Origin of the sequence: Sphingomonas sp. UYEF23 (assembly GCF_040546165.1) — a bacterium.
GTDB lineage: Bacteria > Pseudomonadota > Alphaproteobacteria > Sphingomonadales > Sphingomonadaceae > Sphingomonas > Sphingomonas glacialis.
The window spans coordinates 46,260-73,239 of the sequence record NZ_JBEPNG010000011.1; the positions used below are offsets into that span (position 1 = coordinate 46,260).

General features: G+C 67.3%; 27 protein-coding genes, 1 tRNA gene and 2 pseudogenes. 11 read left to right on the forward strand and 19 right to left on the reverse strand.

Annotation, left to right across the window (positions count from 1 at the left end; all coding sequences use genetic code 11):
* Positions 1–112: 112 nt before the first annotated feature.
* From kdpC to ABIB28_RS16705, 4 genes are read right to left on the reverse strand one after another with little or no spacing between them, the layout of a single operon-like run.
* Positions 113–712, reverse strand: a complete 600-nt coding sequence (kdpC, locus tag ABIB28_RS16690; protein WP_354289214.1) for a potassium-transporting ATPase subunit KdpC — start codon at positions 710–712, stop codon at positions 113–115.
* A gap of 10 nt (positions 713–722) precedes the next feature.
* Complete coding sequence (gene kdpB, locus ABIB28_RS16695; protein ID WP_354289215.1) at positions 723–2,750, reverse strand: potassium-transporting ATPase subunit KdpB; 2,028 nt, start codon at positions 2,748–2,750, stop codon at positions 723–725.
* A 14-nt stretch (positions 2,751–2,764) separates the two neighbouring features.
* Positions 2,765–4,456 (reverse strand): potassium-transporting ATPase subunit KdpA, encoded by a 1,692-nt coding sequence (gene kdpA / locus ABIB28_RS16700; RefSeq protein WP_354289216.1) that lies wholly within the window; start codon positions 4,454–4,456, stop codon positions 2,765–2,767.
* Positions 4,457–4,469: 13 nt separating this feature from the next.
* The gene (locus ABIB28_RS16705) at positions 4,470–4,559 is read right to left on the reverse strand and encodes a potassium-transporting ATPase subunit F (protein ID WP_081476845.1); all 90 of its coding nucleotides are present in this window, start codon (positions 4,557–4,559) and stop codon (positions 4,470–4,472) included.
* A gap of 220 nt (positions 4,560–4,779) precedes the next feature.
* Between ABIB28_RS16705 and ABIB28_RS16710 the strand changes: the two genes are divergently transcribed.
* The 3 genes from ABIB28_RS16710 to ABIB28_RS16720 are packed head-to-tail and all read left to right on the forward strand — an operon-like array spanning position 4,780 to position 6,579.
* A complete protein-coding gene (locus ABIB28_RS16710) occupies positions 4,780–4,983 on the forward strand; it encodes a hypothetical protein (protein ID WP_189675999.1) in 204 nt (67 codons plus the stop codon).
* A gap of 43 nt (positions 4,984–5,026) precedes the next feature.
* Positions 5,027–5,437: a hypothetical protein gene (locus ABIB28_RS16715; protein WP_189675998.1), complete on the forward strand. Its 411-nt coding sequence runs from the start codon at positions 5,027–5,029 to the stop codon at positions 5,435–5,437.
* Positions 5,434–6,579 (forward strand): glutathionylspermidine synthase family protein, encoded by a 1,146-nt coding sequence (locus ABIB28_RS16720; RefSeq protein ID WP_354289217.1) that lies wholly within the window; start codon positions 5,434–5,436, stop codon positions 6,577–6,579. The genes ABIB28_RS16715 and ABIB28_RS16720 overlap by 4 nt, the downstream gene beginning before the upstream one ends.
* A 241-nt stretch (positions 6,580–6,820) precedes the next feature.
* On the opposite strand, the gene ABIB28_RS16725 is transcribed toward ABIB28_RS16720, so the two are convergent.
* The 3 genes and pseudogenes from ABIB28_RS16725 to ABIB28_RS16735 all read right to left on the reverse strand — a co-directional run bounded on the left by ABIB28_RS16725 (position 6,821) and on the right by ABIB28_RS16735 (position 8,469).
* On the reverse strand, positions 6,821–8,041 hold the full coding sequence (locus ABIB28_RS16725) for an alginate export family protein (protein WP_189675996.1): 1,221 nt from the start codon (positions 8,039–8,041) through the stop codon (positions 6,821–6,823).
* Positions 8,041–8,265, reverse strand: a pseudogene (locus tag ABIB28_RS16730) (MFS transporter); the annotation flags it as partial. The pseudogene ABIB28_RS16730 and the gene ABIB28_RS16725, both read right to left, overlap by 1 nt.
* Positions 8,266–8,394: 129 nt before the next feature.
* Positions 8,395–8,469, reverse strand: a tRNA-Glu gene (locus ABIB28_RS16735).
* A 159-nt stretch (positions 8,470–8,628) separates the two neighbouring features.
* Here ABIB28_RS16735 and ABIB28_RS16740 point away from each other — a divergent pair.
* Positions 8,629–8,775, forward strand: coding sequence for a lmo0937 family membrane protein (locus ABIB28_RS16740; protein ID WP_010407531.1), 147 nt, complete (start codon positions 8,629–8,631; stop codon positions 8,773–8,775).
* A 21-nt stretch (positions 8,776–8,796) separates the two neighbouring features.
* On the opposite strand, the gene ABIB28_RS16745 is transcribed toward ABIB28_RS16740, so the two are convergent.
* Positions 8,797–10,383, reverse strand: coding sequence for a class II 3-deoxy-7-phosphoheptulonate synthase (locus ABIB28_RS16745; protein ID WP_133191818.1), 1,587 nt, complete (start codon positions 10,381–10,383; stop codon positions 8,797–8,799).
* 160 nt (positions 10,384–10,543) lie between these two features.
* Between ABIB28_RS16745 and ABIB28_RS16750 the strand changes: the two genes are divergently transcribed.
* Positions 10,544–11,821, forward strand: a complete 1,278-nt coding sequence (locus ABIB28_RS16750) for a hypothetical protein (RefSeq protein ID WP_354289218.1) — start codon at positions 10,544–10,546, stop codon at positions 11,819–11,821.
* 237 nt (positions 11,822–12,058) lie between these two features.
* Positions 12,059–12,364, forward strand: coding sequence for a hypothetical protein (locus ABIB28_RS16755; RefSeq protein WP_354289219.1), 306 nt, complete (start codon positions 12,059–12,061; stop codon positions 12,362–12,364).
* Positions 12,365–12,406: 42 nt separating this feature from the next.
* Here ABIB28_RS16755 and ABIB28_RS16760 read toward each other — a convergent pair whose 3' ends face one another.
* Positions 12,407–13,342, reverse strand: coding sequence for a D-2-hydroxyacid dehydrogenase (locus tag ABIB28_RS16760; protein ID WP_354289220.1), 936 nt, complete (start codon positions 13,340–13,342; stop codon positions 12,407–12,409).
* A 203-nt stretch (positions 13,343–13,545) separates the two neighbouring features.
* A complete protein-coding gene (gene cysS, locus ABIB28_RS16765) occupies positions 13,546–14,973 on the reverse strand; it encodes a cysteine--tRNA ligase (protein ID WP_354289221.1) in 1,428 nt (475 codons plus the stop codon).
* A 153-nt stretch (positions 14,974–15,126) separates the two neighbouring features.
* Between cysS and rpsU the strand changes: the two genes are divergently transcribed.
* The 4 genes from rpsU to galU all read left to right on the forward strand — a co-directional run bounded on the left by rpsU (position 15,127) and on the right by galU (position 17,520).
* Positions 15,127–15,333, forward strand: coding sequence for a 30S ribosomal protein S21 (gene rpsU / locus ABIB28_RS16770; RefSeq protein WP_010162663.1), 207 nt, complete (start codon positions 15,127–15,129; stop codon positions 15,331–15,333).
* A gap of 79 nt (positions 15,334–15,412) precedes the next feature.
* The gene (locus tag ABIB28_RS16775; RefSeq protein WP_133191823.1) at positions 15,413–16,000 is read left to right on the forward strand and encodes an FKBP-type peptidyl-prolyl cis-trans isomerase; all 588 of its coding nucleotides are present in this window, start codon (positions 15,413–15,415) and stop codon (positions 15,998–16,000) included.
* Between the two features lies 1 nt (position 16,001).
* The gene (locus ABIB28_RS16780; RefSeq protein ID WP_354289222.1) at positions 16,002–16,559 is read left to right on the forward strand and encodes an FKBP-type peptidyl-prolyl cis-trans isomerase; all 558 of its coding nucleotides are present in this window, start codon (positions 16,002–16,004) and stop codon (positions 16,557–16,559) included.
* 91 nt (positions 16,560–16,650) lie between these two features.
* Positions 16,651–17,520 carry a UTP--glucose-1-phosphate uridylyltransferase GalU gene (gene galU, locus ABIB28_RS16785; RefSeq protein ID WP_133191826.1) on the forward strand — a complete coding sequence of 290 codons (870 nt, stop codon included), beginning with the start codon at positions 16,651–16,653 and terminating at the stop codon, positions 17,518–17,520.
* 157 nt (positions 17,521–17,677) lie between these two features.
* On the opposite strand, the gene ABIB28_RS16790 is transcribed toward galU, so the two are convergent.
* The 6 genes from ABIB28_RS16790 to dut all read right to left on the reverse strand — a co-directional run bounded on the left by ABIB28_RS16790 (position 17,678) and on the right by dut (position 22,616).
* Positions 17,678–18,418, reverse strand: coding sequence for a metallophosphoesterase family protein (locus ABIB28_RS16790; RefSeq protein ID WP_354289223.1), 741 nt, complete (start codon positions 18,416–18,418; stop codon positions 17,678–17,680).
* A 61-nt stretch (positions 18,419–18,479) separates the two neighbouring features.
* On the reverse strand, positions 18,480–19,781 hold the full coding sequence (wecC, locus tag ABIB28_RS16795) for a UDP-N-acetyl-D-mannosamine dehydrogenase (protein ID WP_354289224.1): 1,302 nt from the start codon (positions 19,779–19,781) through the stop codon (positions 18,480–18,482).
* Positions 19,782–19,857: 76 nt separating this feature from the next.
* Complete coding sequence (gene wecB / locus ABIB28_RS16800; RefSeq protein WP_354289225.1) at positions 19,858–20,997, reverse strand: non-hydrolyzing UDP-N-acetylglucosamine 2-epimerase; 1,140 nt, start codon at positions 20,995–20,997, stop codon at positions 19,858–19,860.
* 34 nt (positions 20,998–21,031) lie between these two features.
* Positions 21,032–21,781, reverse strand: coding sequence for a HesA/MoeB/ThiF family protein (locus tag ABIB28_RS16805; RefSeq protein ID WP_354289226.1), 750 nt, complete (start codon positions 21,779–21,781; stop codon positions 21,032–21,034).
* A complete protein-coding gene (locus ABIB28_RS16810; protein ID WP_354289227.1) occupies positions 21,778–22,161 on the reverse strand; it encodes a hypothetical protein in 384 nt (127 codons plus the stop codon). The genes ABIB28_RS16805 and ABIB28_RS16810 overlap by 4 nt, the downstream gene beginning before the upstream one ends.
* Positions 22,158–22,616: a dUTP diphosphatase gene (dut, locus tag ABIB28_RS16815; RefSeq protein ID WP_133191833.1), complete on the reverse strand. Its 459-nt coding sequence runs from the start codon at positions 22,614–22,616 to the stop codon at positions 22,158–22,160. Before dut ends, ABIB28_RS16810 begins: the two co-directional genes overlap by 4 nt.
* A gap of 108 nt (positions 22,617–22,724) precedes the next feature.
* Here dut and ABIB28_RS16820 point away from each other — a divergent pair, with 108 nt between their 5' ends.
* Entirely contained in the window at positions 22,725–22,949 is a 225-nt protein-coding gene (locus ABIB28_RS16820; RefSeq protein WP_133191834.1) for a DUF3072 domain-containing protein, read from the forward strand.
* 153 nt (positions 22,950–23,102) lie between these two features.
* Here ABIB28_RS16820 and coaBC read toward each other — a convergent pair.
* From coaBC to ubiB, 3 genes and pseudogenes are all read right to left on the reverse strand, one after another.
* Positions 23,103–24,277 (reverse strand): annotated as a pseudogene (gene coaBC, locus ABIB28_RS16825) (bifunctional phosphopantothenoylcysteine decarboxylase/phosphopantothenate--cysteine ligase CoaBC).
* On the reverse strand, positions 24,274–25,392 hold the full coding sequence (locus tag ABIB28_RS16830; protein WP_354289228.1) for a glycosyltransferase family protein: 1,119 nt from the start codon (positions 25,390–25,392) through the stop codon (positions 24,274–24,276). The pseudogene coaBC and the gene ABIB28_RS16830 overlap by 4 nt, the downstream one beginning before the upstream one ends.
* A gap of 37 nt (positions 25,393–25,429) precedes the next feature.
* Positions 25,430–26,965, reverse strand: coding sequence for a 2-polyprenylphenol 6-hydroxylase (gene ubiB, locus ABIB28_RS16835; protein WP_354289229.1), 1,536 nt, complete (start codon positions 26,963–26,965; stop codon positions 25,430–25,432).
* Positions 26,966–26,980 lie beyond the last annotated feature (15 nt).

The window sequence follows — 26,980 nt, forward strand, 5'->3', positions numbered from 1 at the left end:
CCGGACGTGTTCCGGGGCCCACCGGCCCGCACACGCTGAAGCCGGTCAGCGCGCGGCACGGTGGACCCCGGGACGAGCCCGGGGTGACGGTAGGAGGGGACGCGCGTCAGGGTCATTGACCCGGCGTGGTAGCGGAAAGCGTAGCGAGCTGTCGATTGAGCAGCAGGACATTGACGTGGGGCTCGCCGATGATGCCGAGCACCGGCGTATCTGTCTGTGCTTCGATCAGCGACCTGACCTTGGAGAGAGCGAGGCCGCGTGCCTTGGCGACACGCGGGGCTTGCAGCAACGCCGCCTCGGGGCTGAGATCGGGATCGAGTCCCGAGGCGCTCGTGGTGACCAGATCGGCGGGGAGATCCCCGGTCATCCCTTCCGCCCGCGCGCTCGAAACGCGCTTGGCGATGGCATCGCGCAAGTCCTTCGAACCCGGCGCGAGGTTGGTCGCGGCCGACGAACTCGCATCGTAGCCATCTTTGCCGGCGGCCGAGGGACGCGGATGGAAATAGGTCGGCCCCGTGAAATTCTGCGCGATGAGCGCGGAGCCGATCGGCTGACCGTGAACATCGCTCAGCAAACTGCCATTGGCCTGCACCGGCAGCGCGACCTGCGCGACGCCGGTGATCGCGGCGGGGTAGAGCAGGCCGAGGACGAGCGTCATCAGCAGCAGCAGGACGGCGGCGGGGCGCAGCGCGCGAAGCGTTTCGGTCAACATCTGGGGATCCTCAAGCAAGGTGCAAAGCGGCGACGACGAGGTCGATCGCCTTGATGCCGATGAACGGCGCGATCAGCCCGCCGACGCCGTAAATGGCGAGGTTGCGCGCGAGCAGCGTGCCGGCCGGGGCCGGGCGATACTTCACGCCCTTGAGCGCGAGCGGCACCAAAGCCGGGATGATCAGCGCGTTGAAGATGATCGCCGACAGGATCGCGCTCTCGGGGCTAGCGAGCCGCATCACGTTCAGCCCGCCCAAGCCCGGATAGAGCGCGACGAAGATCGCCGGCAGGATCGCGAAATATTTGGCGACGTCGTTCGAGATCGAGAAGGTGGTCAGGGCGCCGCGCGTCATCAGGAGCTGCTTGCCGAGCCCGACGATCTCGATCAGCTTGGTCGGATCGCTGTCGAGGTCGACCATGTTGCCCGCTTCGCGCGCCGCCTGCGTGCCGGTGTTCATCGCGACGCCGACGTCGGACTGCGCAAGGGCAGGGGCGTCGTTGGTGCCGTCACCGCACATTGCGACGAGCTTGCCGCCTTCCTGCTCCTTGCGGATCAGCGCGAGCTTGTCCTCGGGCGTCGCCTCGGCGAGGAAATCGTCGACCCCGCTTTCGGCGGCGATGCTCGCGGCGGTGAGCGGGTTGTCGCCGGTGATCATCACGGTGCGGATCCCCATCCGGCGGAGCTCGCCGAAGCGCTCGCGGATCCCCGCCTTGACGATATCCTTAAGCTGGACGACGCCGAGCAGGCGATTGCCATCGGCGACCGCGAGCGGGGTGGCGCCGCCGCGCGCGATCTCGTCGGCGATTTTCCGAAGCGCGTCGGCATTGGGCGCGTCGGGAAGCCGCTTGAGGATCGCATCGACCGCGCCCTTGACGAGCGCGCGGTCGCCGATCTGGAGACCCGAAACGCGCGTCTGCGAGGTGAATTTGATCTCCTCGGCACCCGCCGGCATCGCAACGGCGGCGCTGCCGTCCTGGTTGGCGAGCACGACGATCGAGCGACCCTCGGGCGTTTCGTCCGACAGGCTGGCGAGGCGGGCGGCGGCGGTGAGTTCTGCAACGGTGACGCCGGGGACGGGCAGAAAGGCGGTCGCCTGGCGATCGCCGATCGTGATCGTGCCCGTCTTGTCGAGCAGCAGCGTGTCGATGTCGCCCGCTGCTTCCACCGCGCGGCCCGACTTGGCGAGCACGTTGAAGCGGACGAGGCGGTCCATGCCTGCGATGCCGATCGCCGAAAGCAAGGCCGAGATCGTCGTCGGGATCAGCGTGACGAACAAGGCAACGAGCACCGGAATGGCGAGTATCCCGCCGGCATAGGAGGCGAACGCCGGCAAGGTGCCGACCGCGATCAGGAAGATCAGCGTGAGCCCGGCGAGCAGGATCGTCAGCGCGATCTCGTTCGGCGTCTTCTGGCGCTGCGCACCCTCGACGAGAGCGATCATGCGATCGAGAAAGCCCTGGCCAGCGCCTGCGGTCACGCGAACCGTGATCGCATCGGCAATCACGCGCGTCCCCGCGGTGACGGCGGAGCGGTCGCCGCCGCCCTCGCGGATCACCGGCGCGCTCTCGCCGGTAATCGCGGCTTCGTTGACCGAGGCCACGCCGGCGATGACTTCGCCGTCGGCGGGGACGAGGTCGCCCGTTTCGACGAGCACTTCGTCGCCGACTTGCAGGCTGGTCGCATCGACCATCTCCCAGGCGCCCGCGACGCCGATCAGCTTCTTGGCGCGGAGTTCGGCCTTGGTGGCGCGCAGCGACGCGGCCTGCGCCTTGCCGCGGCCTTCGGCGAGCGCCTCGGCGACGTTGCCGAACAGCACCGTCAGCCACAGCCAGAAGACCAACTGGCCTTCGAACAGCGGGTGGCCAGTGCCGGTGACGAGCCCCTTAACGAGGAGGATCGTCGACAGGCTCGCGACGATTGCCGTCACGAACATCACCGGGGTCTTGATCAGCTTGCGCGGATCGAGCTTGAGGACGGCATCCCGGGCCGCTGCAGCAAGCAGCGGGCCGGTGAAGAGCGAAGCGTTCTGGTTTGCCATGGGGCTATGACCTTTTAGAGCAAGGTGCCGGCGGCGACTTGTGCCTGGTCCGCGATCGGACCGAGCGCGAGCGCGGGCAGGAAGGTGAGGCCACCGACGATCACGATGATCGCCGCAAGCAGGCCGATCCACAGCAGCCCGGTGGTCGGGAACGACCCCGCGCCCTCGGGCACGCGCCGCTTGGCGGCGAGGCCACCGGCGATCGCGAGGACGGGCAGGATCACCCCGAAGCGGCCGACGAACATGTCGAGCGCGAGCAGCAGGTTGTAGAACGGCGTGTTGCCGCTGAGGCCACCGAACGCCGAGCCGTTATTGGCCGCGCCCGAAGTGAAGGCGTAGAGGATCTCGCTGAACCCGTGCGCGCCCTTGGCGGCGGGCCCCGCAAGCCCCGCACCGGTGACGCACGCCACCGCGGTCAGCCCGAGGATGGCGAGCGGCGGGACGGCGATGGCGATCACCGCGAGCTTCATCTCGCGCGATTCGATCTTCTTGCCGACATATTCGGGCGTGCGGCCGACCATAAGTCCGGCGATGAACACCGCGAGGATGCAGTAGATCAGCACCGCATAAAGCCCCGAGCCGACGCCGCCGATGACGAGCTCGCCGAGCTGCATGTTGAACAGCGGAACAAGCCCGCCGATCGCGGTGAAGCTGTCGTGCATGCCGATCACGGCGCCGCACGAGCTGGCGGTGGTGACGACCGCGAACAGCGCGGTGGCCGCAATCCCGAAGCGGACTTCTTTGCCCTCCATATTCCCGCCGGCGACGCCGAGCGCGTGATGGATCGGGTTGCCCGCGGCTTCCGCGCCGTACGCGACCGCGACACCGGCGACGAACAGCAGCAGCATCGCGGCGAGGATCGCCCAGCCCTGGCGGACATTGCCGACCGCCTTGCCGAAGGTGAGCGTCAGCCCCGCGCCGAGCACGAAGATCGACAGCATCTGGAGGAAGTTGCTGAGCGCGGTCGGGTTCTCGAACGGGTGCGCGGAGTTGGCATTGAAGAAGCCGCCGCCATTGGTACCGAGCATCTTGATCGCGAGCTGCGAGGCGACAGGGCCGACAGCAATCGTTTGCTTGGCGCCTTCGATCGTCGTCGCGACGACCGACGGGCCGAAGGTCTGCGGCACGCCCATCACGACATACACTAGCGCGAGCACGATCGAGATCGGCAGCAGCAGGTAGAGCGTGGCGCGCGTCACATCGACCCAGAAATTGCCGATTCCGCTCGCCTGCTTGCGCGCGAACCCGCGGATGAAGGCGAAGGCGACGGCAATGCCGACCGCGGCCGACAGGAAGTTCTGCACCGTCAGCCCCGCCATCTGGCTGAGGTTCGACAGCGCGGATTCACCACCGTAATTCTGCCAATTGGTATTGGTGACGAAGCTGACCGCGGTGTTGAACGCGAGCAACGACTCCATGCCGGTGAAGCCTTGCGGGTTCATCGGCAGTACGCCCTGCAGCTTGAGGATCGCGAACAGCAAGGCGATCCCGCCGAGGTTGAACATCATCAGCGAGGCGGCATAGCCGACCCAGCTCTGCTCGGCCTTGGGGTCGATCCCGGCGAGCTTGTAAAAGCCGCGTTCGACAAAGCCCAAAGGCAGCGTCTCGCGCGCATACAGGGCGTGCATCCAGGCGCCGGCCGGTTTGGCCAGCGCGACGATCAGCACAACGAAGAGGAGGATCATGCTCCAGCCGGCAAGCGTCATGGTGCCGCGCTCCTCAATACCGCTCGGGCTGTGCGAGCACAGCGAGCAGGTAGATAAGGACTAAGACGGCGACGATGCCGCCGAGGATAAGGTCGAAGGACATGGGGAGCCCGCCTGTTATGGTTTTCAGGCGGTCGCTGTGCGGCGGATCGGCGTTAGCGCGCGCGGTGGAAGACGATCGATTCGCATAAAGACACCGTAAAGTGGCGCGGCGCGCGTGCCGTGATGCGCGCGTGTCGGCGCGGGCGTGTTGCGGATTGACCGCGAACGGCGAATGCGCGCACCTATCGCCGGGGCGACGAACCCGTCGCTTGGAGGGGATCATGAAGACGCTGGCTTTGGTGGCGGTTGCCGCACTTGGGATAGGGATGCCTGCAGCGATCGGCGCCCGGCACACGCACCACCGGGTATCGCCCCCGGCGAAAACGGTATCCGAAGGCGCCCGCGGCGGAATCTTCATCGGGGCGTTCGGCGGAACAACCAATCGCCCCGGGCACCACCGGATGTTCTGGGCGCCGCAACGCTGACGCGTCCGCACGCGCACCGGGTTCGACTGGGACGGGGATCGAGATGAAGACCGACTTGAGGATCACGACGGCGATTGCCGCGGCGTTGCTTGCAGGTGCGTGCAGCCAGCAGAACGACGACGATTGGGGCGAGACCGCGCAACGCGCCACCGCGATCTGTACCGACCGCAACGGGCAGCGTGTCCCCGACGCGAACTGCCAGCAGCAGCGTGTCGCAGGCGGCGGGGGCGGCGGGGCCGCAAACGCCTTCCTGTGGTACTATCTCGCGCGCAGCAGCGTGATCCCGTATTACGGTGATCGCGTTGGGGGCGGGTCGTTTCAACGCAGCGCGAACACGCCCTATTTCCGTGCACCCGCGGCAGCGGCGATGACGCGTGCGACGGCGATTTCACGCGGCGGCTTCGGCGCGTCGGCCAGGGGCTTTGGTGGCGGCCATGGCGGCGCGGGCGAATGATCCGGCGCGACATCGCCGCGCGGCCAGACTGGCGCGCAAAGGTCGAGGCGGACGGGCTGATCTGGCACACCGCGGCCGGCGATCCGTACTGGTTCGAAAGCGCTTATTACGCCTTCACCGGCGCGCAGATCGCCGAGCTCGAGGCGAGCACCGCCGAGCTCTACCGCTTGCTGCTGCTCGCCGGCCAGGCGATTGTCGACGACCAGGCGTTGCTCGACCGCTTCGGCATCCCGCGCGCCTTCCACCAGCCGATCCGCGATGCGTGGAATGCCGAACCCCCGGCGCTCAACTATGGCCGTTTCGACCTTGGCTATGACGGCAAGAGCCCGCCCAAGCTGTTCGAGTTCAACTGCGACACGCCGACGTCGCTGCTCGAGGTGGCCGTCGTGCAATGGAGCTGGAAGGAAGAATGCTTCCCGCAGCTCGACCAGTTCACCAGCCTGCACGACATGCTCGCCGCGAAATGGGCCGACATCGCGCCGCTGCTCCCGCCGGGCGTGCTGTTCGCCCATGTCGCCGACAGCGCCGGCGAGGATACGATCACGACGTCGTATCTGCGCGATACCGCCGAGGCCGCCGGGATCGAGACCGGCGCGATCGTGATCGACGACCTCGGCTGGGACAGCGACCGCGCCTGCTTCGTCGATCTGGACGACCAGCCGATCGCCGCGCTGTTCAAGCTGTATCCGTGGGAATGGCTGGTGAACGAAGCGTTCGCGCCGCATCTGGTCACAAGCCTTGCCGACGGGGTGGTCTGGATCGAGCCGATCTGGAAGATGCTCTGGTCGAACAAGGCGATTCTCACGGTGCTGTGGGACCTGTTCCCCGATCACCCGAACCTGCTCGCGGCGACGATGACGGCGCCCGGCGGCGATGCCGTCGCCAAGCCGCTGCTCGCGCGCGAAGGGGCGAACGTGTCGATCCGCAAAGCCGGCACGGTCGTCGCGCAAAGCGACGGCGACTATGGTGATGAAGGGTACGTCTATCAGGCGCTCTACCCGTTGCCCGAGACGGCGCCCGGTGTGTTTCCGGTCATCGGCAGTTGGGTTGTCGACGGCACACCGGCGGGAATCGGGATTCGCGAGGATGGCTTGATCACCGGCAACACGGCGCGCTTCGTGCCACACGTGATCGAAGGCTGACAGCCCGGCCGCCGCCGCCGCGCATGGCGCCGACATAGCCGACGCCTTGCAAATCATGCCCCGGCACCGGGATGACGAACGGGTCCGATCCGATCGCGAGGATCAGCGTGTCATCGCGCTCGACCCGGCGAGAGCGTGGGGTTGTCGCTTCCATGGGGCGCCGCACCGAAGATCGTGATGCGATAGCGCGCGGCGGCCCGCCCTTCGGTTATCGATCACGATCAAATGCGCGGTCGTCGTCTCAATATACCCAGTTGAGCGAAAGCCAGAACTTCTTGGTGTCGGTCGCGAAGCGGTCGGCGCGGTAATCGGCATATTTGACGAGCGCGGTGTACCGGCCCTGCTTGACGCTGACCTGCGCATCGACCTCGTTGCCGTAATGCTGGCCGAGCCGATCGCTGTCGAAGCGGTGATAGGCCGCGCTCAGCGCGATCGCGTCGAGCCCGGCGACTTTCTTCCAGCCATAGCTGACCGACCCATAGGCATCGCGCAGGCCGTTGGGCGGCGTGACGAGGAACTTGTCGGCCCAGCCGTTGAACTTGTGGAGCGCGGCGAGCGGCGTCTGGAAGCTGGTGACCGCCACGCCCTGGTCCGCGCCTAGCACTTCATAGCCCCCCGTCAGCGTCAGCGCGGTGACCGCGACGCCGAGTTCGCCGGCATAATAGTCGGCGTGATAGCGGTTGGGATTGCGGTGATAGTCGCTCTGCGAGGCGAAACTCGCCAGGTAGGTGAGCGTCACCGTCTTGCTCAGCGGATAGGCGCCGGCAAAGCGTCCGCCATAGGTCTGGCTCGATTCGACGAACACCGGCGCCTGGTCCTGGTCGACCAGATAGGCAAAGCCGGTCAGCGTGCCGAAGCGGGTCTTGTAGCCGAGATTGGCGAAGACGTTGTCGCCGCCGATATGCCCCAGCCGCGTCGGCCCGAAGCGGTTGCCGCCGTCGATCCCGTAGATCGTGTTGACGGTGTTGGCATAGGTCAGATCGGCCTTGAGGTTCTTGATGCCCGACCATTCGACGCGAACCGCATCGTAGGTCTGCTCGTTCTGGCGCCACGCCGCCGCGCCGACGAAGCGCTGGTCGTCGAGATTGATCACTTGCCGCCCGACGGTGACGACCGTGTGCTGCAGCCCGCGATATTGCAGCTGGAGCCGGTTGAGTTCGATCGTCTGCGGGTCGCTGACCTGGGGAAAGGCGGTCTTGCCGTTGAGCCCGCTATTGTAGCTCGGGTCGATCGCCAGATTGGCTTCGGATTCGGCGAGGAAACTGAAGTCGCTGAGCTTCGCCTCGAAGCCGCTGCGCAGCCGGAGCGTGACGGCATTGGCATCCTTGGTCAGCGGTGCTTGTTCGACATGTTCGTAGCGCAGCTGCGCGTCGATCAGGGGCGTGAAGACGAGGGGGTCTGCAAGAGCTGGGGTCGCCACCAGCCCTCCCAGCGAAAGAAGGGATACCGAGATCGCGCGCATCAAATTCGTGCTCCGTTGGCGGCCGTCCACGTGCCGCGCCAGTGGGTCTTGATGGCAAGGATGCCGACCAAGGCCGGGACCGCTAGCGCGGCAAAGATCAGGAAGCCAGGCGAGGCGCGGCCGGTCCATCGCTTGGCGAAGCCGCCGATCCCGCCGCCGAAGCCGACAAGGCCGGTCATCACGCCAATCTCGCTGCGGAAGCGCTGCGGTTCGAGCCTCGCAATCCCCCATGCCGATGCGGCGCCAAGCTATACGGTTTCGACGACAGGCAACCTGCCGAAAGCGTAGCGCGGTGCCGTAACACGCTGAAAAGGGCGAAGAGGGTGTGGCGTGGATGGCACGCTATACGGCGCTGGTGACCCCTACGAGAATCGAACTCGTGCTTACGCCGTGAGAGGGCGTCGTCCTAACCGCTAGACGAAGGGGCCGCTTGCGCGAAACGGCGCAATACGCATCGGCGCACGCGGCGTCAAGACGGTGCGGTCGAGCCGGGGCAATTCACCGATGAAGCGGAACTTGCCGCGCGGACGGACGTTTTCGTTTCAGATGCGGTTTGAATTTCCGGCTGCAAATAAAGGGGTTCTCCGATGCTTTGGACTATCGTCGTCGTTCTGCTCGTTCTCTGGGCACTCGGGTTTGCCGTGCATATCGGCGGTGGCTTGATCCATCTGCTGCTCGTCATCGCGCTGATCGTCGTCGTGGTTCGCCTGCTGCAGGGCCGCAGCGCGCTTTGATCCCGGGCGGCGCGGGGCGGCTCAGGCCGCCGCGCGCCGCCGTTCGGCCATTTCCTCGTTGAGCATTTCGGCCAACAGGAACGCGAGCTCGAGCGACTGACCGGCATTCAGCCGTGGGTCGCAATGCGTATGATAGCGGTCCGCCAAGGACTGCTCGGTGACGTCGACCGCACCGCCGGTGCACTCCGTCACATTCTGCCCCGTCATCTCGGCATGGATGCCGCCCGCGATCGAGCCTTCGGCGCGGTGGACCGCGAAGAAGCCGCGCACCTCCGCCAGGATCCGGTCGAACGGCCGCGTCTTGTAGCCCGTCGCGGCCTTGACGGTGTTGCCGTGCATCGGGTCGCAGCTCCACACCACCGGATGACCCTCGCGCAGCACCGCGCGCACCAGCTTGGGCAGCCCCGCCTCGATCTTGTCGTGACCGTAGCGCGTGATCAGCGTCATGCGCCCGGGGACACGGTTGGGGTTGAGCGTGTCGAGCAGCCGCAGCAGCGCGTCGGGCTCGAGGCTCGGGCCGCACTTCATCCCGATCGGATTGCCGATGCCGCGCAGATACTCGACATGCGCCGAACCCTCGAAGCGCGTGCGGTCGCCGATCCACAGGAAGTGCGCCGACGTGTCGTACCAGTCGCCCGTCAGCGAATCCTGCCGCGTCAGCGCCTGTTCGTAGCGCAGCAGCAGCGCCTCGTGGCTCGTGTAGAATTGCGTCTGCGCGAGCTGCGGCACCGTTTCGGGGCTGATCCCGCACGCTTCCATGAAGTCGAGCGCCTCGCCGATCCGGTCGGCGACATGGCTGTATTTCTCGGCCCACGGGCTGCGGCCCATATAATCGTGCGTCCAGCGGTGGACCTGGTGGAGATTCGCGTACCCGCCCGTCGCGAACGCGCGCAGCAGGTTGAGCGTCGCGGCCGACTGCGAATACGCGCGGATCATCCGCTGCGGGTCGTTCTGCCGGCTCTCGGGGGTGAAGGCGATGTCGTTGACGATGTCGCCGCGATAGGATGGCAGCGTCACGTCGCCGATCGTCTCGGTATCGGCCGAGCGCGGCTTGGCGAACTGGCCCGCCATGCGCCCGAGCTTCACCGTCGGCAGCTTCGAGGCGAAGGTGAGCACCACCGCCATCTGCAGGATGACACGGAAGGTGTCGCGAATGTTGTTCGCGCTGTGCTCGGCGAACGATTCGGCGCAGTCGCCGCCCTGCAGCAGGAACGCCTTGCCCTCGGCGACACGGCCGAGATCGGCGGTGAGGTTGCGCGCCTCGCCCGCGAAGACGAGCGGCGGGAAGGAGGCGAGCTGGTCGGTCGCGGCGTCGAGCGCGGCGGCGTCGGGATAGGTCGGCATCTGCCGCGCGTCGGCGCGCGTCCAGCTATCGGGGGCCCAGCTGCTCATGTCATTCTCCGTGCGAATCTGTACGTACCAATCGGCGTGGCTGGCTATGGCGTTGGCGGCGATCTGATTGACGACCGGGCCGCTGGCGCGCTTGCCATCCTCTTCCCATCCCTGGACGGTCGAGCCCGGCGCGCCGTACCACGCCCCGAACGCGGCGCGGGTCAGGCTGCGTTCTTCGCGGAAGCGTTTGATCTTGAGGCCGGCCATCGTCGTCATGGACAGCGCATTACCCAGCCAGGGTAAAAGAGGCAAGGGCGATTTTCCCTGATAGGGTAAATCGTTTTGGGCAGGCCGCACGTGGGCCGAAGGAAAACCTGCGCTGGATTTACGACCGTTTTGGGACTATTGTTTCGAGACCGTTTCGAAGGGGGTCGTTATGCGCCGTCTGATCGTGATCGCGTCCGCAGCTGCGGTGTTGACGGCCAGTTCTGTCCTGGCGCAACGCAAGCCCGCCCCGAAAACCACCAGACCCGCATCGAGCCAGACCGTCACCGGGCCCAAGGCGCGCTATGCGATGGATGTCGGGACGATGACGGGCATCGGCGGGATGGGCGGCATGGGTGGCATGGCCGGTGGCGGCGGCCGGCCGAACATCGGCGAGATGATGGCGGGAATGGGCGGGCGTCGCGGCGGCGACCAGCATGAACTCCGCCTGCGTCTCGGATCGACGCTTGCCGCGACGGGCGCGGCGCAGGGCGACCATTATTTCCTCCCGCAAGCGGCGATGGGCGCGTCGGTCCCGCTGCTCGCGCCACAGCGCACCGGCGGGCGCGAGGATGTGCCCGAATCGTTCGAGCGACCCAAGGGGCGCTTGCTGATCTTCTGGGGATGCGGCGCGCATGCGCGGCCGGGCCAGCCGGTCGTGATCGATTTCGCGAAGCTGGCGGCGGGGCAGATGCCGCCCGATTTGTTCAGCGCGCGCGTTCCGGTCGATCGCGGGCCGACGCTCGCCAACAGCCGCAGCTATGCCGAATGGCCCAACCCGCGCTCGGGCCGTCAGCCGCAGGGCGGGTCGCTGCTCGGCGACCACCGCGTCCAATCGACCTTCGCGCCGTCGATCGCATTCAACCTCCAGCAGGATTATCTGCAGGGGCTCCACGTCCGCACCGGGGGCGGCCCCGATGGCGCGGTCCAGCTGTCGTGGAACGGGGTGCCGATGACGACGGGCTATTACGCGTGGATGATGGGGGCGAAGGACGCCGGGCGGCGCGGCAACACCGATACCGGCGACATCGTCTGGTGGTCGTCCTCGACCAGCCGTGAATTCGGTGGTGCGCTGTGGGACTGGATCAGCCCGGCCATTGCGCAGCGGCTCGTCTCAGATGGTACGTTGCTCGCACCGACGCAGACCAATTGCGTCGTGCCCGCCGAAGTGAAGCAGGCGGCGGGCGAGATGATGTTCGGCACGCTGATCGGCTACGGTCCCGAATCGACCTTCGTCTATCCCGAGCGGCCCGCGACCGGACCGTGGAACCAGGAATGGAGCGCGCGCGTGCGCTTCCGCACCTCGGCGACCTTCTTCCCCGGCATGCCCGAAATGGACGACGAATCGGGCGGTGAGCGCTCGAACGGCGACCGTCCGAGCAGCGAACGCCCGCGGAAACGCTGCAAGCCAAGTCTGCTCGGTGCGGTCACCGGGCTTGGCGGCTGTTGAGACGCGCCGTGTGAGGTTGCGCGTCGAGATTCTCGACGTGCCCACGCTCGGTGCCGAAGACTCTGGCGAACCCTAAAACGTGGCTTGGTGTATTCGAAGCCCCGTCAGCAATGGCGGGGCGTTTGTTGTTTTGGCGATCGGCGACGTTAACCTTGGCTGCATCCTGCGTTCAGCCTCGGCGCATCGCGCGATTGCTAGACGATGGCAATCGGCCTCTTGCCGACGAGGAGTTCGCGCATGTTTCGTAAATTGATCCTTCCGGCGTCGCTCGGCCTGACGGCCCTGCTGGCGATCATCCCCGGCGCGGCCTCGGCACAGCGCTATGATGGCTGGAACAGCCAGTCGCAGTATCAGGACGGCTACCACGACCGCGGCGACCGCCGGTATGACGATCGCGGCTATCGCGGCGGGGGCTATGCCCGTCAGCGCTGGATCGAGCATCGTCGCTGGCAGGAGCAGGCCCGCCGCCGCCACTGGCAGCGCGAGCGCTTCGAACATGGCGGCTGGGGCCGCGGTCGCGATTGGCGCAACGACGGCTATTGATCGGCAGGACGGCGCCCGAATGGATCGGGCGCCGTTGTCGCCTCAATAGCCGGCGTCGAGATCGACCACGTTTTCCATCGGCCTACCCGCCAGGAACGCATCGAGGTTGCGCAGGAAGAGCGTAGCCGCCCGCTGGAACATCTTGGTCTGGCTGCGGCCCGACAGATGCATCGAATGAATCGTGTTGGGCGCCGACCACAGCGGATGGTCGGCGGGCAGCGGCTCGGGCGTGACGGTGTCGAGATAGGCGCCGGCGATCGTCTTTGCCGTAAGCGCGGCGATCAGCGCGTCCTGCTCGATCATATCGCCGCGCGCGATGTTGATCAGCCAGGCGCTGGGCTTCATCGCGGCGAGCTCTTCGGCGCCGATCATCGCCTTGGTCGTGTCGGTCGAGGGGGCGGCGAGGATCACCCAGTCATACTCGCCGAGCCGGGCTTTCCACGCATCGGGGGTCAGCGTGCCGTCGCGCCCCGAACGCGTGACGCCAGTCACCGCGACGCCGAACGCGCGCAGCCGCTCGGCGACGAGCGTGCCGATCGCGCCATAGCCGACGATCAGCGCGCGGCTTTCGAACAATTCGATTCGTCCGGGCGCCGAATCGGGCCATTCGTGGCGGTCGGCGATCCGTACCACCTGGTCGAAGCGCTTCGCCGCGGCGAGGATGCCGAGCACGGTGTATTCGGCGACCGCGATCGCGTTGATCCCGGTGCCGTTGGTGACGATCGTCCCGCGCCGCGCCAATGCCGGCAGATCGAGCGAATCGAGCCCGGCGATCGCGGTGAACAGCCATTTGAGCGCGGTGCCAGCGGCGACGGCTTCCTCGGTCAGCCCGTGCGGATAGAGGTCGACCCAGCCGATATCGGCATCGGCCATCGCCGCGGTCGCCTCTTCGCGCGTCATGACCCAGCTGATGTCGAGCCCGGCGGGAAGCTTGGGCTCGAGCAGCGCGCGGGCGAGGGCGGGCAGGACGACTTTCATGGCGAGGCTCCAAATAGGCGCGGTGAGAAGGTACCGTCGCCCTCGATAGCGCAAGAGCGTAGCGCGCACGGGCGAGAAGGGAAGCGGTGCGCTCCGCTTGCGGACCGTTTCGTCGTCGCCCCGGCGAAGGCCGGGGCCGCCCCGTTGGTCGAACCGACGCGCGCGGTTACGAAGCGGCCCCGGCCTGCGCCGGGGCGACGGGTTCAGAGCGCGAGTTTCCAGTCCCAGCCTAGCGGATCGCCGTCCATCACTTCGACGCCCGCTGCGGCGAGCGCGTCGCGAATCGCATCCGATGCCGCGAAATCCTTTGCCGCACGCGCATCCTTGCGTGCCGCGAGCTGCGCATCGATCGCGGCTTCGTCGAGCGTCGCATCGATCGGGCGGAGCCGCAGCGCCGCACGCTTGAGCGTGACGAGCTCGAGCCCGAGCACCGCATCGAAATCCTCGAGCGCACGCAGTCGCGTCGCGGGCGACAGCCGCTTGTCGGCGAGCATCTCGTCGAGCGCGATCAGGGCACGCGGGGTGTTGAGGTCGTCGCTTACCGCGGCGTCGAGCTGCGCGAGATACGGCTCGGGATCGCCCTTGAGCACGTAATCATCGCGCGCGCGCAAGGCGTCGCGCGCGATCACCAGCCGCTTGAGCCGCGTGAAGGCGGCGGCGAGGTTCTCCCAGGTGAATTCCAATTCGCTGCGATACTGCGCCTGGAGGCACATGAGGCGATAGGCGAGCGGATGGACGCCGGCATCGACCAGCGTCTGCAGCCGCAGGAAATCGCCGGTCGACTTCGACATCTTCGCGCCGCGGTCCACCAGGAAATTGTTGTGCATCCAGATCCGCGCGCCGCTGTCGTCGCAGCCGCAAAACGCCTGGTTCTGCGCGATCTCGTTGGGGTGGTGGATCTCGCGGTGGTCGATTCCCCCGGTGTGGATGTCGAAGGGATGGCCGAGATGCTGGCGGCTCATCACCGAGCATTCGAGATGCCAGCCCGGTGCGCCCGGCCCCCACGGCGACTCCCATTCCATCTGGCGCTGCTCGCCCGGCGGCGAGCGCCGCCAGATCGCGAAGTCCTGCGGATGGCGCTTGCCCGAGACGGGGTCGATCCGGCTTTCGCCCTCGTCCGAAACCGCACGCGCCAGGCTGCCATAGTTCGGCACGCGCGTCGTATCGAAATAGAGCCCGCCTTCGATCAGGTAGCAGTCCTTTTCGATCGCTTGCGCGAAGGCGATCATCTGCGGGATGTGCTCGGTCGCGACGGTCCACTCGGCGGGCGGATCGATGTTGAGCCGCGCGACGTCGTCCTTGAACGCCTGCGTATAGTGCGCTGCGATCTCCCAGATCGACTTGGCCTCGGCCGCGGCGGCCTTCTCCATCTTGTCGTCGCCGGCATCGGCGTCCGAGGTCAGATGGCCGACGTCGGTGATGTTGATGACATGCTTGGTCGGATACCCCTTCCAGCGCAACACGCGCCCGAGCGTGTCGGCGAACAGGAAGGCGCGCATGTTGCCGATATGCTGATAATTATAGACCGTCGGTCCGCAGGTGTAGACCCGCACCAGCGCCGGATCGATCGGCACGAACGGCTCCGGCGTGCGTGTGAGGCTGTTATAGAGCGTGAGCGGGGTTGCGGTCATCCCGCTCGCTTACAGACCGGGCGAGCCCAAAGTCACGTAAAAGGTGACGGATCGCTTGAAAGTTGGGCACCTCCCGTGTAGGGCGCCTGCCTTGCGACGCGGGCCGTGGGTTTGCGGCGGCGCTTTTCTATCGATTCGGAGCTGTTCGGTTTTATGCAAATCATCGTACGCGACAACAATGTCGACCAGGCGCTGCGCGCGCTCAAGAAGAAGCTGCAGCGCGAGGGCGTCTATCGCGAGATGAAGCTGCGCCGGCATTACGAAAAGCCGAGCGAGAAGCGCGCCCGTGAGCGTGCCGCTGCGGTTCGTCGCGCACGCAAGCTCGAGCGCAAGCGCATGGAACGCGACGGCGCACGGTAAGACGTTAAAGCGGGCCGTCGTGCCCGCTTTGCCTGCCCCAAGTCCGTAAAGACCTCACGACCCCCGCCCGGGAGCCACCATGTCGATCACCGCTGTCCCGCTAAAGCCCGTGAAGCGGGGTATTTTGGTGTACCTGTGGATCGGCATCGCCGTGCTGGTGATCGCCGCGATCGCGCTGGCGTTCCAGACGCCGGTCGATCCGTCGACCAGCTTCCTGGCGCGCAACGCGCGTGCGGCGGGCGTCATGACCACGCCGTCTGGTCTGCAGTATCAGGTACTGACCCCGGGGACCGGCGCGTCGCCGACCGACGACGATGTCGCTTTGGTCAACTATGAAGGCCGCCTGCTCGACGGCACGGTATTCGACAAGTCGCAGCAGCCGACCCCGATGCCCGTCGCGGGCGTCGTGCCGGGCTTCAGCGAAGCGCTCAAGCTGATGCACAAGGGTGCGAAGTATCGCATCTGGCTCAAGCCGACCTTGGCCTATGGCGACAAATCGCCTCCCGGCATCCCGGCCAATTCGACGCTCGCCTTCGATGTCGAGATGCTCGAATTCATCCCGATGAGCACCTATCGCCAGATCCAGCAGCAGCAACAGATGATGCAGCAGCAGGGTGGGGCCGGTGGCATGCCGCCGGGCGCGGGCGGACCGCCGACCGGCCGCTGAGATGCGCAACCTCGCGATTGCCGGCGTGATCGGCGCGATTCTTCTCCCAGCGGCGCCACTGCACGCGGCCACCCACAAGGTGGTGCACCGTGCGGTCAAGGCGAAGCCCGCTGCGACGGCCGTGCCGCTGAACCCGGCTGAAGCCTTTCTCGCCAGCAACGGCAAGCAGCGCGGCGTCTTGACGACGCCGTCGGGCCTGCAATATCGCGTGCTGACCCCCGGCGTCGGCCCCGCCAAGCCAACCGATGCGGACGTCACGCTGGTCAATTATGTCGGCAAGCTGATCGACGGCACGACCTTCGACCAGAGCGCACGCCCGACGCCGATGCCCGTTTCCGGCGTCCTCCCGGGCTTTAGCGAAGCGTTGAAGCTGATGCCGAAGGGTGCGAAATACCGCGTCTGGATCAAGCCGAGCCTCGGCTATGGCGATCGGGCGACCGGGCCGATCCCGGCTGGATCGGTACTGGCGTTCGATATCGAACTGCTCGATTTCGTCTCCGGCGCGCAATTCCAGCAGATGCAGCAACAGGCTGCCGCGCCAGCGCCCGCCGCGCCCTGAGCGCTCCGCAACGGACTGCGCGTCGTTGCTTTCCTTGGCGTCGGACGCGGCGTATCAAGCGTACCAAGTGCTTTGAATTCGAAAGACATCGATGCCGATTAAACCCCTGCGTAAGGCCGTTTTTCCCGTAGGCGGGCTTGGGACGCGCTTCCTGCCGGCGACCAAGGCGATGCCAAAGGAAATGCTGCCGATCGTCGATCGTCCGCTGATCCAATATGCGGTCGACGAAGCGCTCGAAGCGGGGATCGAGCAGATGATCTTCGTCACCGGGCGCGGCAAGTCCGCGATCGAGGACCATTTCGACATCGCCTATGAGCTCGAGGCGACGATGGCGGCGCGCGGCAAGTCGTTGGACGTGCTCGATCAGACGCGTCTCGCGCCGGGCGCGGTCGCTTATGTCCGCCAGCAGGAGCCGATGGGGCTTGGCCATGCGGTGTGGTGCGCGCGCGACATCGTGGGCGACGAGCCGTTCGCGGTGCTGCTCGCCGACGATTTCATGCTCGGCAAGCCAGGCTGCCTCAAGCAGATGGTCGATGCGTATATGCAGGTCGGTGGCAATCTTATCTGCGCGCAGGAAGTCCCCGAGGACCAGACGCACATGTACGGCGTCATCACCCCCGGCGTGCGCAATGGCGCGCTGACCGAGGTCAAGGGCCTGGTGGAGAAGCCGGCCAAGGGCACCGCGCCGTCGAATCTGTCGGTGATCGGCCGCTACATCCTCCAGCCCGAGGTGATGCGCGTGCTCGAAAATCAGGAGAAGGGCGCGGGCGGCGAGATCCAGCTGACCGACGCGATGGCGCGGATGATCGGCGACCAGCCGTTCCACGGGCTGACCTTCGACGGCAAGCGCTATGATTGCGGCGACAAGGCCGGGTACGTCACCGCCAATCTATCGGTCGCGATCGGGCGCGAGGATATCGGCGAAACGGTGCGCGCGTTCGCGGTGGATCTGCTGCGCTAGCGGCGATCCACGGCACCAACGCTTCGTCACCCCGGGCTCGTCCCGGGGTCCACCGAGACGCACATGCTGTCTGCGGAGTATACGCTGCCCGGTGGGCCCCGGCACAAGGCCCGGGTAACGAAAGGGCCTGGCACTTCAGCTGAGCGATGGCCCGCTGTCAGCTCCCAGTCGCTAGATACCGTCGCCCAGTGCCCTCGATGCACAGCGCGGTCAGCACGCCACTGGCATAGGCGCCGGTATCGATCCCGATCCGGTTGGCTCGCTCGTCGGGGCCCTCGCTGATCGTATGCCCGTGGACCACGAACAGCGGATGCGCGGCCTCGCTGTCGAGGAAATCCTCGCGAATCCAGCGCAGGTCGCCGGTCCGCTGATGCTCGAGCGCGATGCCGGGGCGGATGCCGGCATGGACGAAGAGATAGTCGCCGAAGCGGAAGCTGTCGGCAAAACCATCGATAAAGGCCAGATCGCCGCGTGGGATCGCAGCGCGGATCACCGCGGCGGCGGCGGCGGGATCGAGCTCGGCGACGTCGCCCGCATCGACGCCGTAACTCTCGACGCATTCGGCGCCGCCGAATTTGAGCCAGTCGCGCAGCCGCTGCGGCTGCGCGCCGAGCGCGCGCACCAGCATTTCCTCGTGATTGCCCATCAGGATGACCGTGTGGAGCGTCGGGTCATCGAGCCCGCGCAGCCGCGCGACGACCCCTCGCGAATCGGGACCACGATCGATCACGTCGCCGAGCAGGACGAGGAATTCGCGCGCGCAGGGCCGGGCCTGGCGATCCGCCGCGATCTGTTCGAGCAGCGTGTCGAGCAAGTCGAGCCGGCCATGCACGTCGCCGATCGCATACGCGCGCGATTCGGGTGGTCCGCTGGGCGGGCGGGGGGCAGTCGTCAGCACTCGTGGGACCTTTCATCGCGACCCGACTCGCAGCAACCGCGCGGGTCGGCGGCCACGCGCGTCAGCTCGCCATTCGTAACGCTTCGCCGCGCGGAACGCTGCGCGGCTGATCGGGCCAGATGCCGCGCGTGTCATAGACGTGCTTGTCGGCGCGCTCGTCGAGCGGGACCGATTTGAAGACGTCGTGGTCGACCAGCACGATCATGATCCCGCACGTCTCGATCGCGCTGTCCACGTCGATCAGCGTCGTGCCGCTGCCATCGAAGCTCGGCGGGAGCGTGTCGGTATAGGGTTCGACGACACACAGCCGGTCGCCGAAGCGCGCCGCCAGCGCGAGCGCCACCTTCAACGCCGGGCTCTCGCGGAAATCGTCGATATTGGCCTTGAACGCGAGGCCGAGGCAGGCGACGCGCTCGCCGGGATTGGCCGCGACCATCGCCTCGGCGCGTTCGACGACGTAGTCGATCTTGGCGTCGTTCACTTCGCGCGCGGTGCGGATCAAGGGCGTGTTGGCGGGGTCGGCATGGACCAGAAACCACGGGTCGACCGCGATGCAATGCCCGCCGACGCCGGGGCCGGGCGACAGGATATTGACGCGCGGATGACGGTTGGCGAGGCGGATCACTTCCCACACATCGACGTCCATCGTGTCGGCGACGCGGCTGAGTTCGTTGGCAAACGCGATGTTGACGTCGCGGAAGGCGTTTTCGGTCAGCTTGGTCATTTCCGCGGCGCGGCTCGTCGTCGTGACGCACGCGCCGCGCACGAAGCGCCGGTAGAATTGGAGCGCTTTGCGCGCACAGCGCGGCGTGATGCCGCCGATCACGCGATCATTGTCGATCAGCTCGACGAGGATTCGTCCGGGCAGGACACGCTCGGGGCAATAGGCGATCGCGACGTCGGGGCTGTCGCCGTTGCTCTTGCCGGGCACCTTGAGATCGGGGCGCAGCTCAGCGAGCAGATCGCGCACCTTCTCGGTCGTGCCGACCGGCGAGGTCGATTCGAGCACCACCACGTCGCCGGCCTTCAGCACGCTCGCGATCGACTTCGCGGCGTCGAGCACATAGCCGATATCGGGCGCATGATCGGCGGCGAACGGCGTCGGCACCGCGATGACGAACACGTCGGCGGCTTCGATCTGCGTCGACGCACGCAGCGTGCCGCGCGCGACGACACCTGAAACCAGCCCGTCGAGATCGACCTCCTCGATATGCACCTTGCCCGAATTGACCGTCTCGACGACATGCGCCGACACATCGATGCCGAGCACGCTCGCCCCCGTCCGCGCAATCACCGCAGCGGTCGGCAAGCCGATATAGCCCAGACCAACGACAACGACCTTCAGGTCAGCGTGCGACATCATCGATCCTGCGCCTTTACTTGCTCACGTTCCGGCTCATGCGCGCGGAGCGTTGATATTTCGGAAACGCGGCGTGCGCTCACGACGTCGCCACACCAAAGCCCTTGGCGACGATGCTGGCAATCCGTTCGCTCGCATGGCCGTCGCCGAACGGATTGTGCGCGCGCGCCATTGCGGCATAGGCGGCGGGGTCGTCGAGCAGCGTGGTGACCTCGGCGACGATCCGCTGCGGGTCGGTGCCGATCAGCTTGGCGGTGCCCGCGGCGACGCCTTCGGGGCGTTCGGTCGTCTCGCGCATCACCAGCACGGGCTTGGCGAGTGCGGGGGCTTCCTCCTGCACCCCGCCCGAATCGGTCAGTGCGATATGGCACAGGCCGAGCGCACGGATGAAGTGCGGGTAATCGAGCGGGTCGATCCGCGCGATGTTGGGGCGGTCGCCCAGCACGCGGTTCATCGCCTCGACGACATTGGGGTTGGGATGCATCGGGAAGACGATCGCAACGTCACCGCGCTTCGCGATCTGCCCGAGCGCGTGCGCGATATTGTCCATCCCGCCGCCGAAATTCTCGCGCCGGTGCGTCGTGACGAGCACGATCTTCTTGCCCGCAAAGCGTGTCGCGATGTCATCGAGCCCGGCGGCGAGCGACGGGTCCGCCGCAAGCTTCGCGCGCGTCGCGTGAAGCGCGTCGATCACGGTGTTGCCGGTGACATGGATCATCGCCGGATCGATATTCTCGCGCAGCAGCGCATCGGCGGCGGTCTGCGTCGGCGCGAAATGCTGGTCGGCGATCGGCGCGACGATGCGGCGGTTCACTTCCTCGGGCCAGGGCTGGTAGATGTCGCCCGAGCGCAAGCCCGCCTCGACATGGCTGACCGGGACCTTGCGGTAATAGGCCGCGAGCGCACCGACCATCGCGGTCGCGGTATCGCCCTGGACGATCACGCGGTCGGGCTTTTCGGCGTCCATCACGTCGCCCAGGCCGGTGAGCAACCGCGCGGTGAGGCGGTCGAGCGACTGGCCCGGCTCCATCAAATCGAGATCGACGTCGGGGGTGAGCCCGGCGATCGCGAGCACTTGGTCGAGCAGCCCGCGATGCTGCGCGGTGACGCAGGTGCGCACGTCGAGCCCGGGCACCGCCTTGAGCGCAGCGACCACCGGGAAGAGCTTGATCGCTTCGGGGCGGGTGCCGAAGATGACGAGGATGCGCGCGCGTTTCATGAGACTGTCCTAGCGTGCCACCCTTAAGGTGCTGCTAACCGCAGCCCGGGCAGCCGGGATCCTTGGGCAAGGCGATCGTGCGAAAGCGAAAGGCGAGCGCGTCGACCAGCAGCAGCTTGCCCGCCGTGTCCTCGCCGAAGCCGACGATCGCGCGGAGCGCCTCGAGTGCGGCGAGGCTGCCCATGACGCCCGCCATCGCGCCGAGCACGCCCTGCTCGGAGCAACTGTCGCCCGCCCGGTCGCGCGCATCGCCGACAAAGCAGCGGTAGCAGGGCTTGTCCGGCTCCCAGCCGCGATAGACGCCTAGCTGCCCTTCGAACTGCCCGACCGAGGCCGACACCAAGGGAATGCGCAGCGCGTGCGCCGCATCGGACACCGCAAGCCGCGTCGCGAACGAATCGCTGCCGTCGAGCACGACCGAGACCCCGCCGAGCAGATCGGCGGCATTGGCGGGCGTCAGCCGCGCGGAGCGTGCGTCGATCACGACATGCGCGTTGATCGCGCGTGCCGCATCGGCCGCGGCGGCGACTTTCGATGCGCCGATGTCGCCTTCGCCGAACAGCGTCTGGCGCTGGAGGTTGGAGCGATCGACCGTATCGTCGTCGATCAGCACGAGCCGTCCGACACCCGCTGCGGCGAGATACTGGATCGCCGGGCTGCCGATCCCGCCCGCGCCGATCAGCGCGACGCTCGCCGCCTTGAGCGCAAGCTGTCCCGCCCCGCCGACCTCGCGCAGCACGATATGGCGCGCATAGCGCTCGAGCTCGGCGTCGGAGAGCGTCATCCGCGCCAGTCGAACACGATGGTCGCGCGGTACCAATGGTCGGTCGTCCCGGCGCGCAGCGCGAGGTTGCCGCGCGCGAACCCCGTCACGAGACCCGCGGCATATTGCTCGACCGTCGGGCAGTTGATCGCGTGCGGCACGGTGCGGCGGACGATCCCGTCCGCGCCGACCAGCGTCGCGACGTCGACCTTGACGACGTAATGCCCGTCGGCGGGTTTGGCCATCGGGCAGCGATTGGCGGTGATCTCGCTCGCGACGAAGCTCGTCAATTGCGGCGTGAGGCGTGGCGCCGCGACATAGGGCAGCGGCGCGAGCGTCGCCCAGTCGGCGGGGACCGCGGGAAGCTCCGCAGCCTGCAGCAGCAGCATGAAAAGTATCATCGTCCGGTCGATCCAAAGCCCCCGGTTCCGCGCTCGGTATCGTCGAGCGTGGCGACTTCGTCGAGGATCGCGCGTTGAACCGGGGCCGGAACGAGCTGGGCAATCCGGTCGCCGCGCGCGATCTCGAACGGCGCCTGGCCGAGATTGGCGAGGATCACCTTCACTTCGCCGCGATAATCGCTGTCGATCGTGCCGGGGGTGTTGAGGCACGTGATGCCATGCTTGAGCGCGAGCCCCGAGCGCGGGCGCACCTGCACCTCGAAGCCATGCGGGATCGCGATCGCAAACCCCGTCGCGACCGCGGCACGCGCGCCTGGCGCGAGCGTCAACGCCTCGGCGGCGACGACGTCGAGCCCGGCGGCGCCATCGGTCGCATACGCGGGCAGGGGCAAGTCTTCGCCGTGCGGCAAGCGCTTGAGCGCAATCGTGATCGGCGGCGTGGCAGGCGTATGCATGCGGACGGCCTTAGCAAGTCTGGCAGTCGGTGTCGAAGCCTGCCGCGTGCAACGGAACCGTGCGGCGTCTCGGTGGTTTAGAACATACCAGAAACATGCGAGTATCCCATGGCCGACACCCCGCACAATCCGAAGCTCGACGAGCATCCGGGATCGAACACCGAGAAGAACCCCGACCAGTGGGTTTCGGGCGGTGACCCGATGACCGGCGCGCAGGAATCGTATCTGACCACGCTCAGCGAAGAAGCGCATGTCGAGCCGCCAAGCCCCGATCTGAGCAAGGCCGATGCGTCGAAGCGGATCGACGAGTTGAAGGGCAAGCTCGACCTGTAAGGGTTTGGGGGACCCCCCCCGGACAAACCGTCACCCCGGCCTTGTGCCGGGGTCCACCGTGCCGCGAACCTTGGCCGTTGTGGCGGTTGCGCGGTGGGCCCCGGCACAGGGCCGGGGTGACGGAAGGGGTGCGCCGCACCGCGAAGCGCCCCGTCAGTGCGTCAGGGCGGCCACGATCCGCTCGGCAAGCCGCTCGGCGACCTCGCCCTTGGGCAGCCGCTCCCAGCTTTCGACACCGTCGGCGGTGACAATATGCACCGTGTTCGCCGAACCGCCCATTACATCGCCCGACACGTCATTGGCGACGATCCAGTCGACTTGCTTTCGCACGCGCTTGGCGGTGGCGTGGTCGATCACATGTTCGGTCTCGGCCGCGAAGCCGATCAGGAGCCGCGGCCGCAGCGGGCTGCGCGCTAGCCCCGCAAGAATGTCGGGATTCTCGACGAGATGCAGCACCGGCGGACCGCCCGCGCCCTTCTTGATCTTCTGCCCCGCGCTATCGACGCGCCAGTCGGCGACCGCCGCGACGAGCACCGCCGCGTCGACCGGCAGTGCCGCCGCCACCGCCGCCTCCATCTCGAGCGCGGTTTCGACATCGACTCGCGTCACCCCGGCGGGCGTCGCGAGCGTCACTGGCCCCGCGATCAGCGTGACGCGCGCGCCCCGCGCGGCAAGCGCGGCGGCGATCGCGAAGCCCTGTTTCCCCGACGAGCGATTGGCGAGATAGCGCACCGGATCGATCGGCTCGTGCGTCGGGCCGGCGGTGACGAGGATATGCAGTCCGGCAAGCGCGCTCACCGGGCGAGTGCCACCTGGATTGCGGCGAAGATCGCCGCAGGTTCGGGCAACCGCCCCGGGCCGAATTCGCCGCACGCCATTGCACCCTCGTCGGGCTCGAGCACGGTGATCCCGTCGCCGCGCAGCGTGGCGACGTTGCGGCGCGTCGCGGCATGCTGCCACATCCGCACGTTCATCGCGGGCGCCGCGAGCACCGTCTTGTCGGTCGCGAGCAGCAGCGTGGTCGCAAGATCGTCGGCGATTCCCCCCGCCATCTTCGCCATCAAATCGGCGGTCGCGGGCGCGACGACGACCAGATCGGCCTCGCGGCTGAGCTGGATATGCCCCATCTCGGCCTCGTCCTTGAGATCCCACAGCGAGGTATAGACCTGGTTCTCGGACAAGGCTGCAAGCGTCATCGGCGTGACGAAATGCGCGCCGCCCGCGGTCAGCACGCATTTCACGCCGATCCCGGCCTTGCGGCACAGCCGGATCAGCTCGCACGCCTTGTACGCGGCGATCCCGCCGCCAACGATCAGCAGGATCTTCACCGCGTCACCCGCGTCACGATGATTTTCCGTCGCGGCTCGCGCGCTGCCGCGATCAGGTCGCGCAGGCCGTCGGGCGCGAAGGCCAGGCCGATCAGGAGCGTGGGGGCGATCATCAGTCCCCAATAGAAGGTGTCGGTCCGCCCGAACAGCGCCAGCAGCAGCGCATAGGCGACGAATACGCCGAGCGCGCGCAGCGCAAGCGGACTGCGCCACGCCGACCAGCCGAACAGCGCCAACCCGACGAGCGGCGCGGCGATCCACAGCGGCGCAAGATCGAGCGCGGTCGAGATCTGCATCGTTTTCACGAAGAAACCAAAGCCGAGCAGCCCGGCCCAGCCGGGCGAGGCGGGATCGGTCTCGCGCACCACCATCGCCACGGCATGCGCGTGAAGCGCGACGACGATCGCGAGCACGCCGAGCGTCGCCGCCCAGCCGATCGCCTCGCGCCGCCGCCCCTCGGCGAGCGCGAACAGCACCATCACCCCGACATAGAGCGCGGCGGTCTCGCGGATCAGCATCGCGATCAGCCCGATCGCGACCGCCTCGATCCATTTGTCCTCGCGCCGTACCGCGAGCGACAACGCGATGAGAAGGCCACCCCAGATCTCATGGAAGGCGACGAGATCGCTTTGCACGAACGCCATCAGTCCGCTGGCGAGCAGCGCAAGCGCGATCAGGCGCGGCGCGGGGCGATTGAACACGCCGCCAAGCCGCAGGTACCAGGCATAGGCGACGCCAGCGACGAGCGCGTAGAGCAGCGTCATCGTCGCAAGGCGCGGCAGCGCGGCCTGGACGACCGCGAGCGTCGGCAAGCGGAAGGTCACGAACGGGCGCATCGGATAGTCGCCGGTGCGCAGCGCTTGTGCGGTCACGCTGTAATAATCGCCCCCGCCGCGGATCCCCTGGACGATCGTCTCGTACAGCATGACGTCGCGTTGGTCGTCGGCGCGCGACGCGGGCGTGTGGCTCACCGGCGGCGGCCCGGGGCTGGCGAGCGCGAGCAGCGTCGCGAGCAGCAGCAACGCGAGCAAAGCCGCGGCGATCCGCGCGCGCGGTTGCGACAGCGCGGCATAGCGCGATGGCTCGGCCAGCCAGAAGGGCGGCCGTGGACTCACGCCAGCGCGTCGCGCCGCGGCGAGCGGAGGCGCCGCCTTACCCCCACAGCATCCACCCCAGACCCAGACTGGCACCCGCGCTCAGCACCGCGACGAGCGCATAGCGCCAGCCGCCGCCGATCCGCACGACCTCGATTTCGCGCAAGGGGGGCTCGGGCGGCGCTCCCTGCGGATTGGGGAAGCGCCGTTCAATGTTGCGGATCAAGTCGGGAAGTCGCGCGAGCGTGTGGAAATCCTCGACCAACCGGTCGGCGACCGCAGCCTCGGGGCCAAGCTCGGTGCGGATCCATTCGCGCACGAACGGTGACGCTGCGTCCCACAGATTGATCTCGGGATCGAGGCTCGTCGCGACGCCTTCGACCATCACCATCGTCTTCTGCAGCAGCAGCAGATGCGGCTGCGTCTGCATATCGAAGTCGCGCGTGATGTTGAACAGCCCGTCGAGCATCATCCCGATCGACATATCCTTGACCGACATGCCGCGCATCGGCTCGCCGACCGCACGCAGCGCCGTCGCAAACTCGGCGACACTGTGGTGCGGCGGGACATAGCCCGCCTCGAAATGGATTTCGGCGACGCGCTTATAATTGCCGGTGATCAGCCCGTAGAGGATCTCGGCGAGCCAGACGCGCGCGCGCCGGTCGATCCGCCCCATGATGCCGAAGTCGATCGCGGCGATCTTGTTGCCGGGCAGCGCGAACAGGTTGCCCTGGTGCATGTCGGCATGGAAGAACCCCTCGGCGATCGCCTGGCGCAGGAAGGCGTGGACGAGTGTGTTGGCGAGCAGCGGCAAGTCATAGCCCGCCGCGACCAGCGCGGGGCGGTTCGACAGCTTGATCCCGTCGATCCATTCGAGCGTCAGCACCTTGCCGGTGGTGCGCTGCCAATCGATCTTGGGCACCAGGAAATCGGGCTCGGCGGTCATCGCGTCGGCGAGTTCGGATGCCGAGGCGGCCTCGCGCCGCAAGTCGAGCTCGCGCGCGGTCCAGCGCTTGAAGGTTTCGATCACGAGGCGTGGGCGCAGCCGTGCGAGTTCGCCGCCATAGCCTTCGACTTGCGCCGCGGCCCATTGATAGGTCTCGATCGCGCGCGCGAAATCGACTTCGACGCCGGGGCGCAGCACCTTGATCGCGACGGTGCGGCCATCGGTGGTGACGCCGCGGTGGACTTGCGCGATCGACGCGGCGCCGACGGGCACGGGATCGATCGAGGCGAACAGCTCGGCCGGATCGCGCCCGAAGGCGCGCGTCATCGCGGCGTGGATCGTCTCATAGGGGACGGGCGGGAGCGCGTCCTGGAGCCGCATCAGATCGTTCGACGCCGCCTCGCCGACGATGTCGGGGCGCGTCGCGAGCGTCTGGCCGAGCTTGATCGCGGCGGGGCCGATCGCCTGGAGCGCGTCGGCATAGCGCGGCACGGCTGGAACGCGCGCGCCGATCCGGGCGATTCGCGCAAGGCGACGGATCGGCAGCGGGGTGTTCTGATCGCGCTCGATGCCGCTCAGCGCGCCGTGGCGCGCGAGGATCCGGCCCCATTTGAGCAGGCGCCAGACGTGGGTTGCGGGCGCGGTCATATCGTAAGCCCCTCC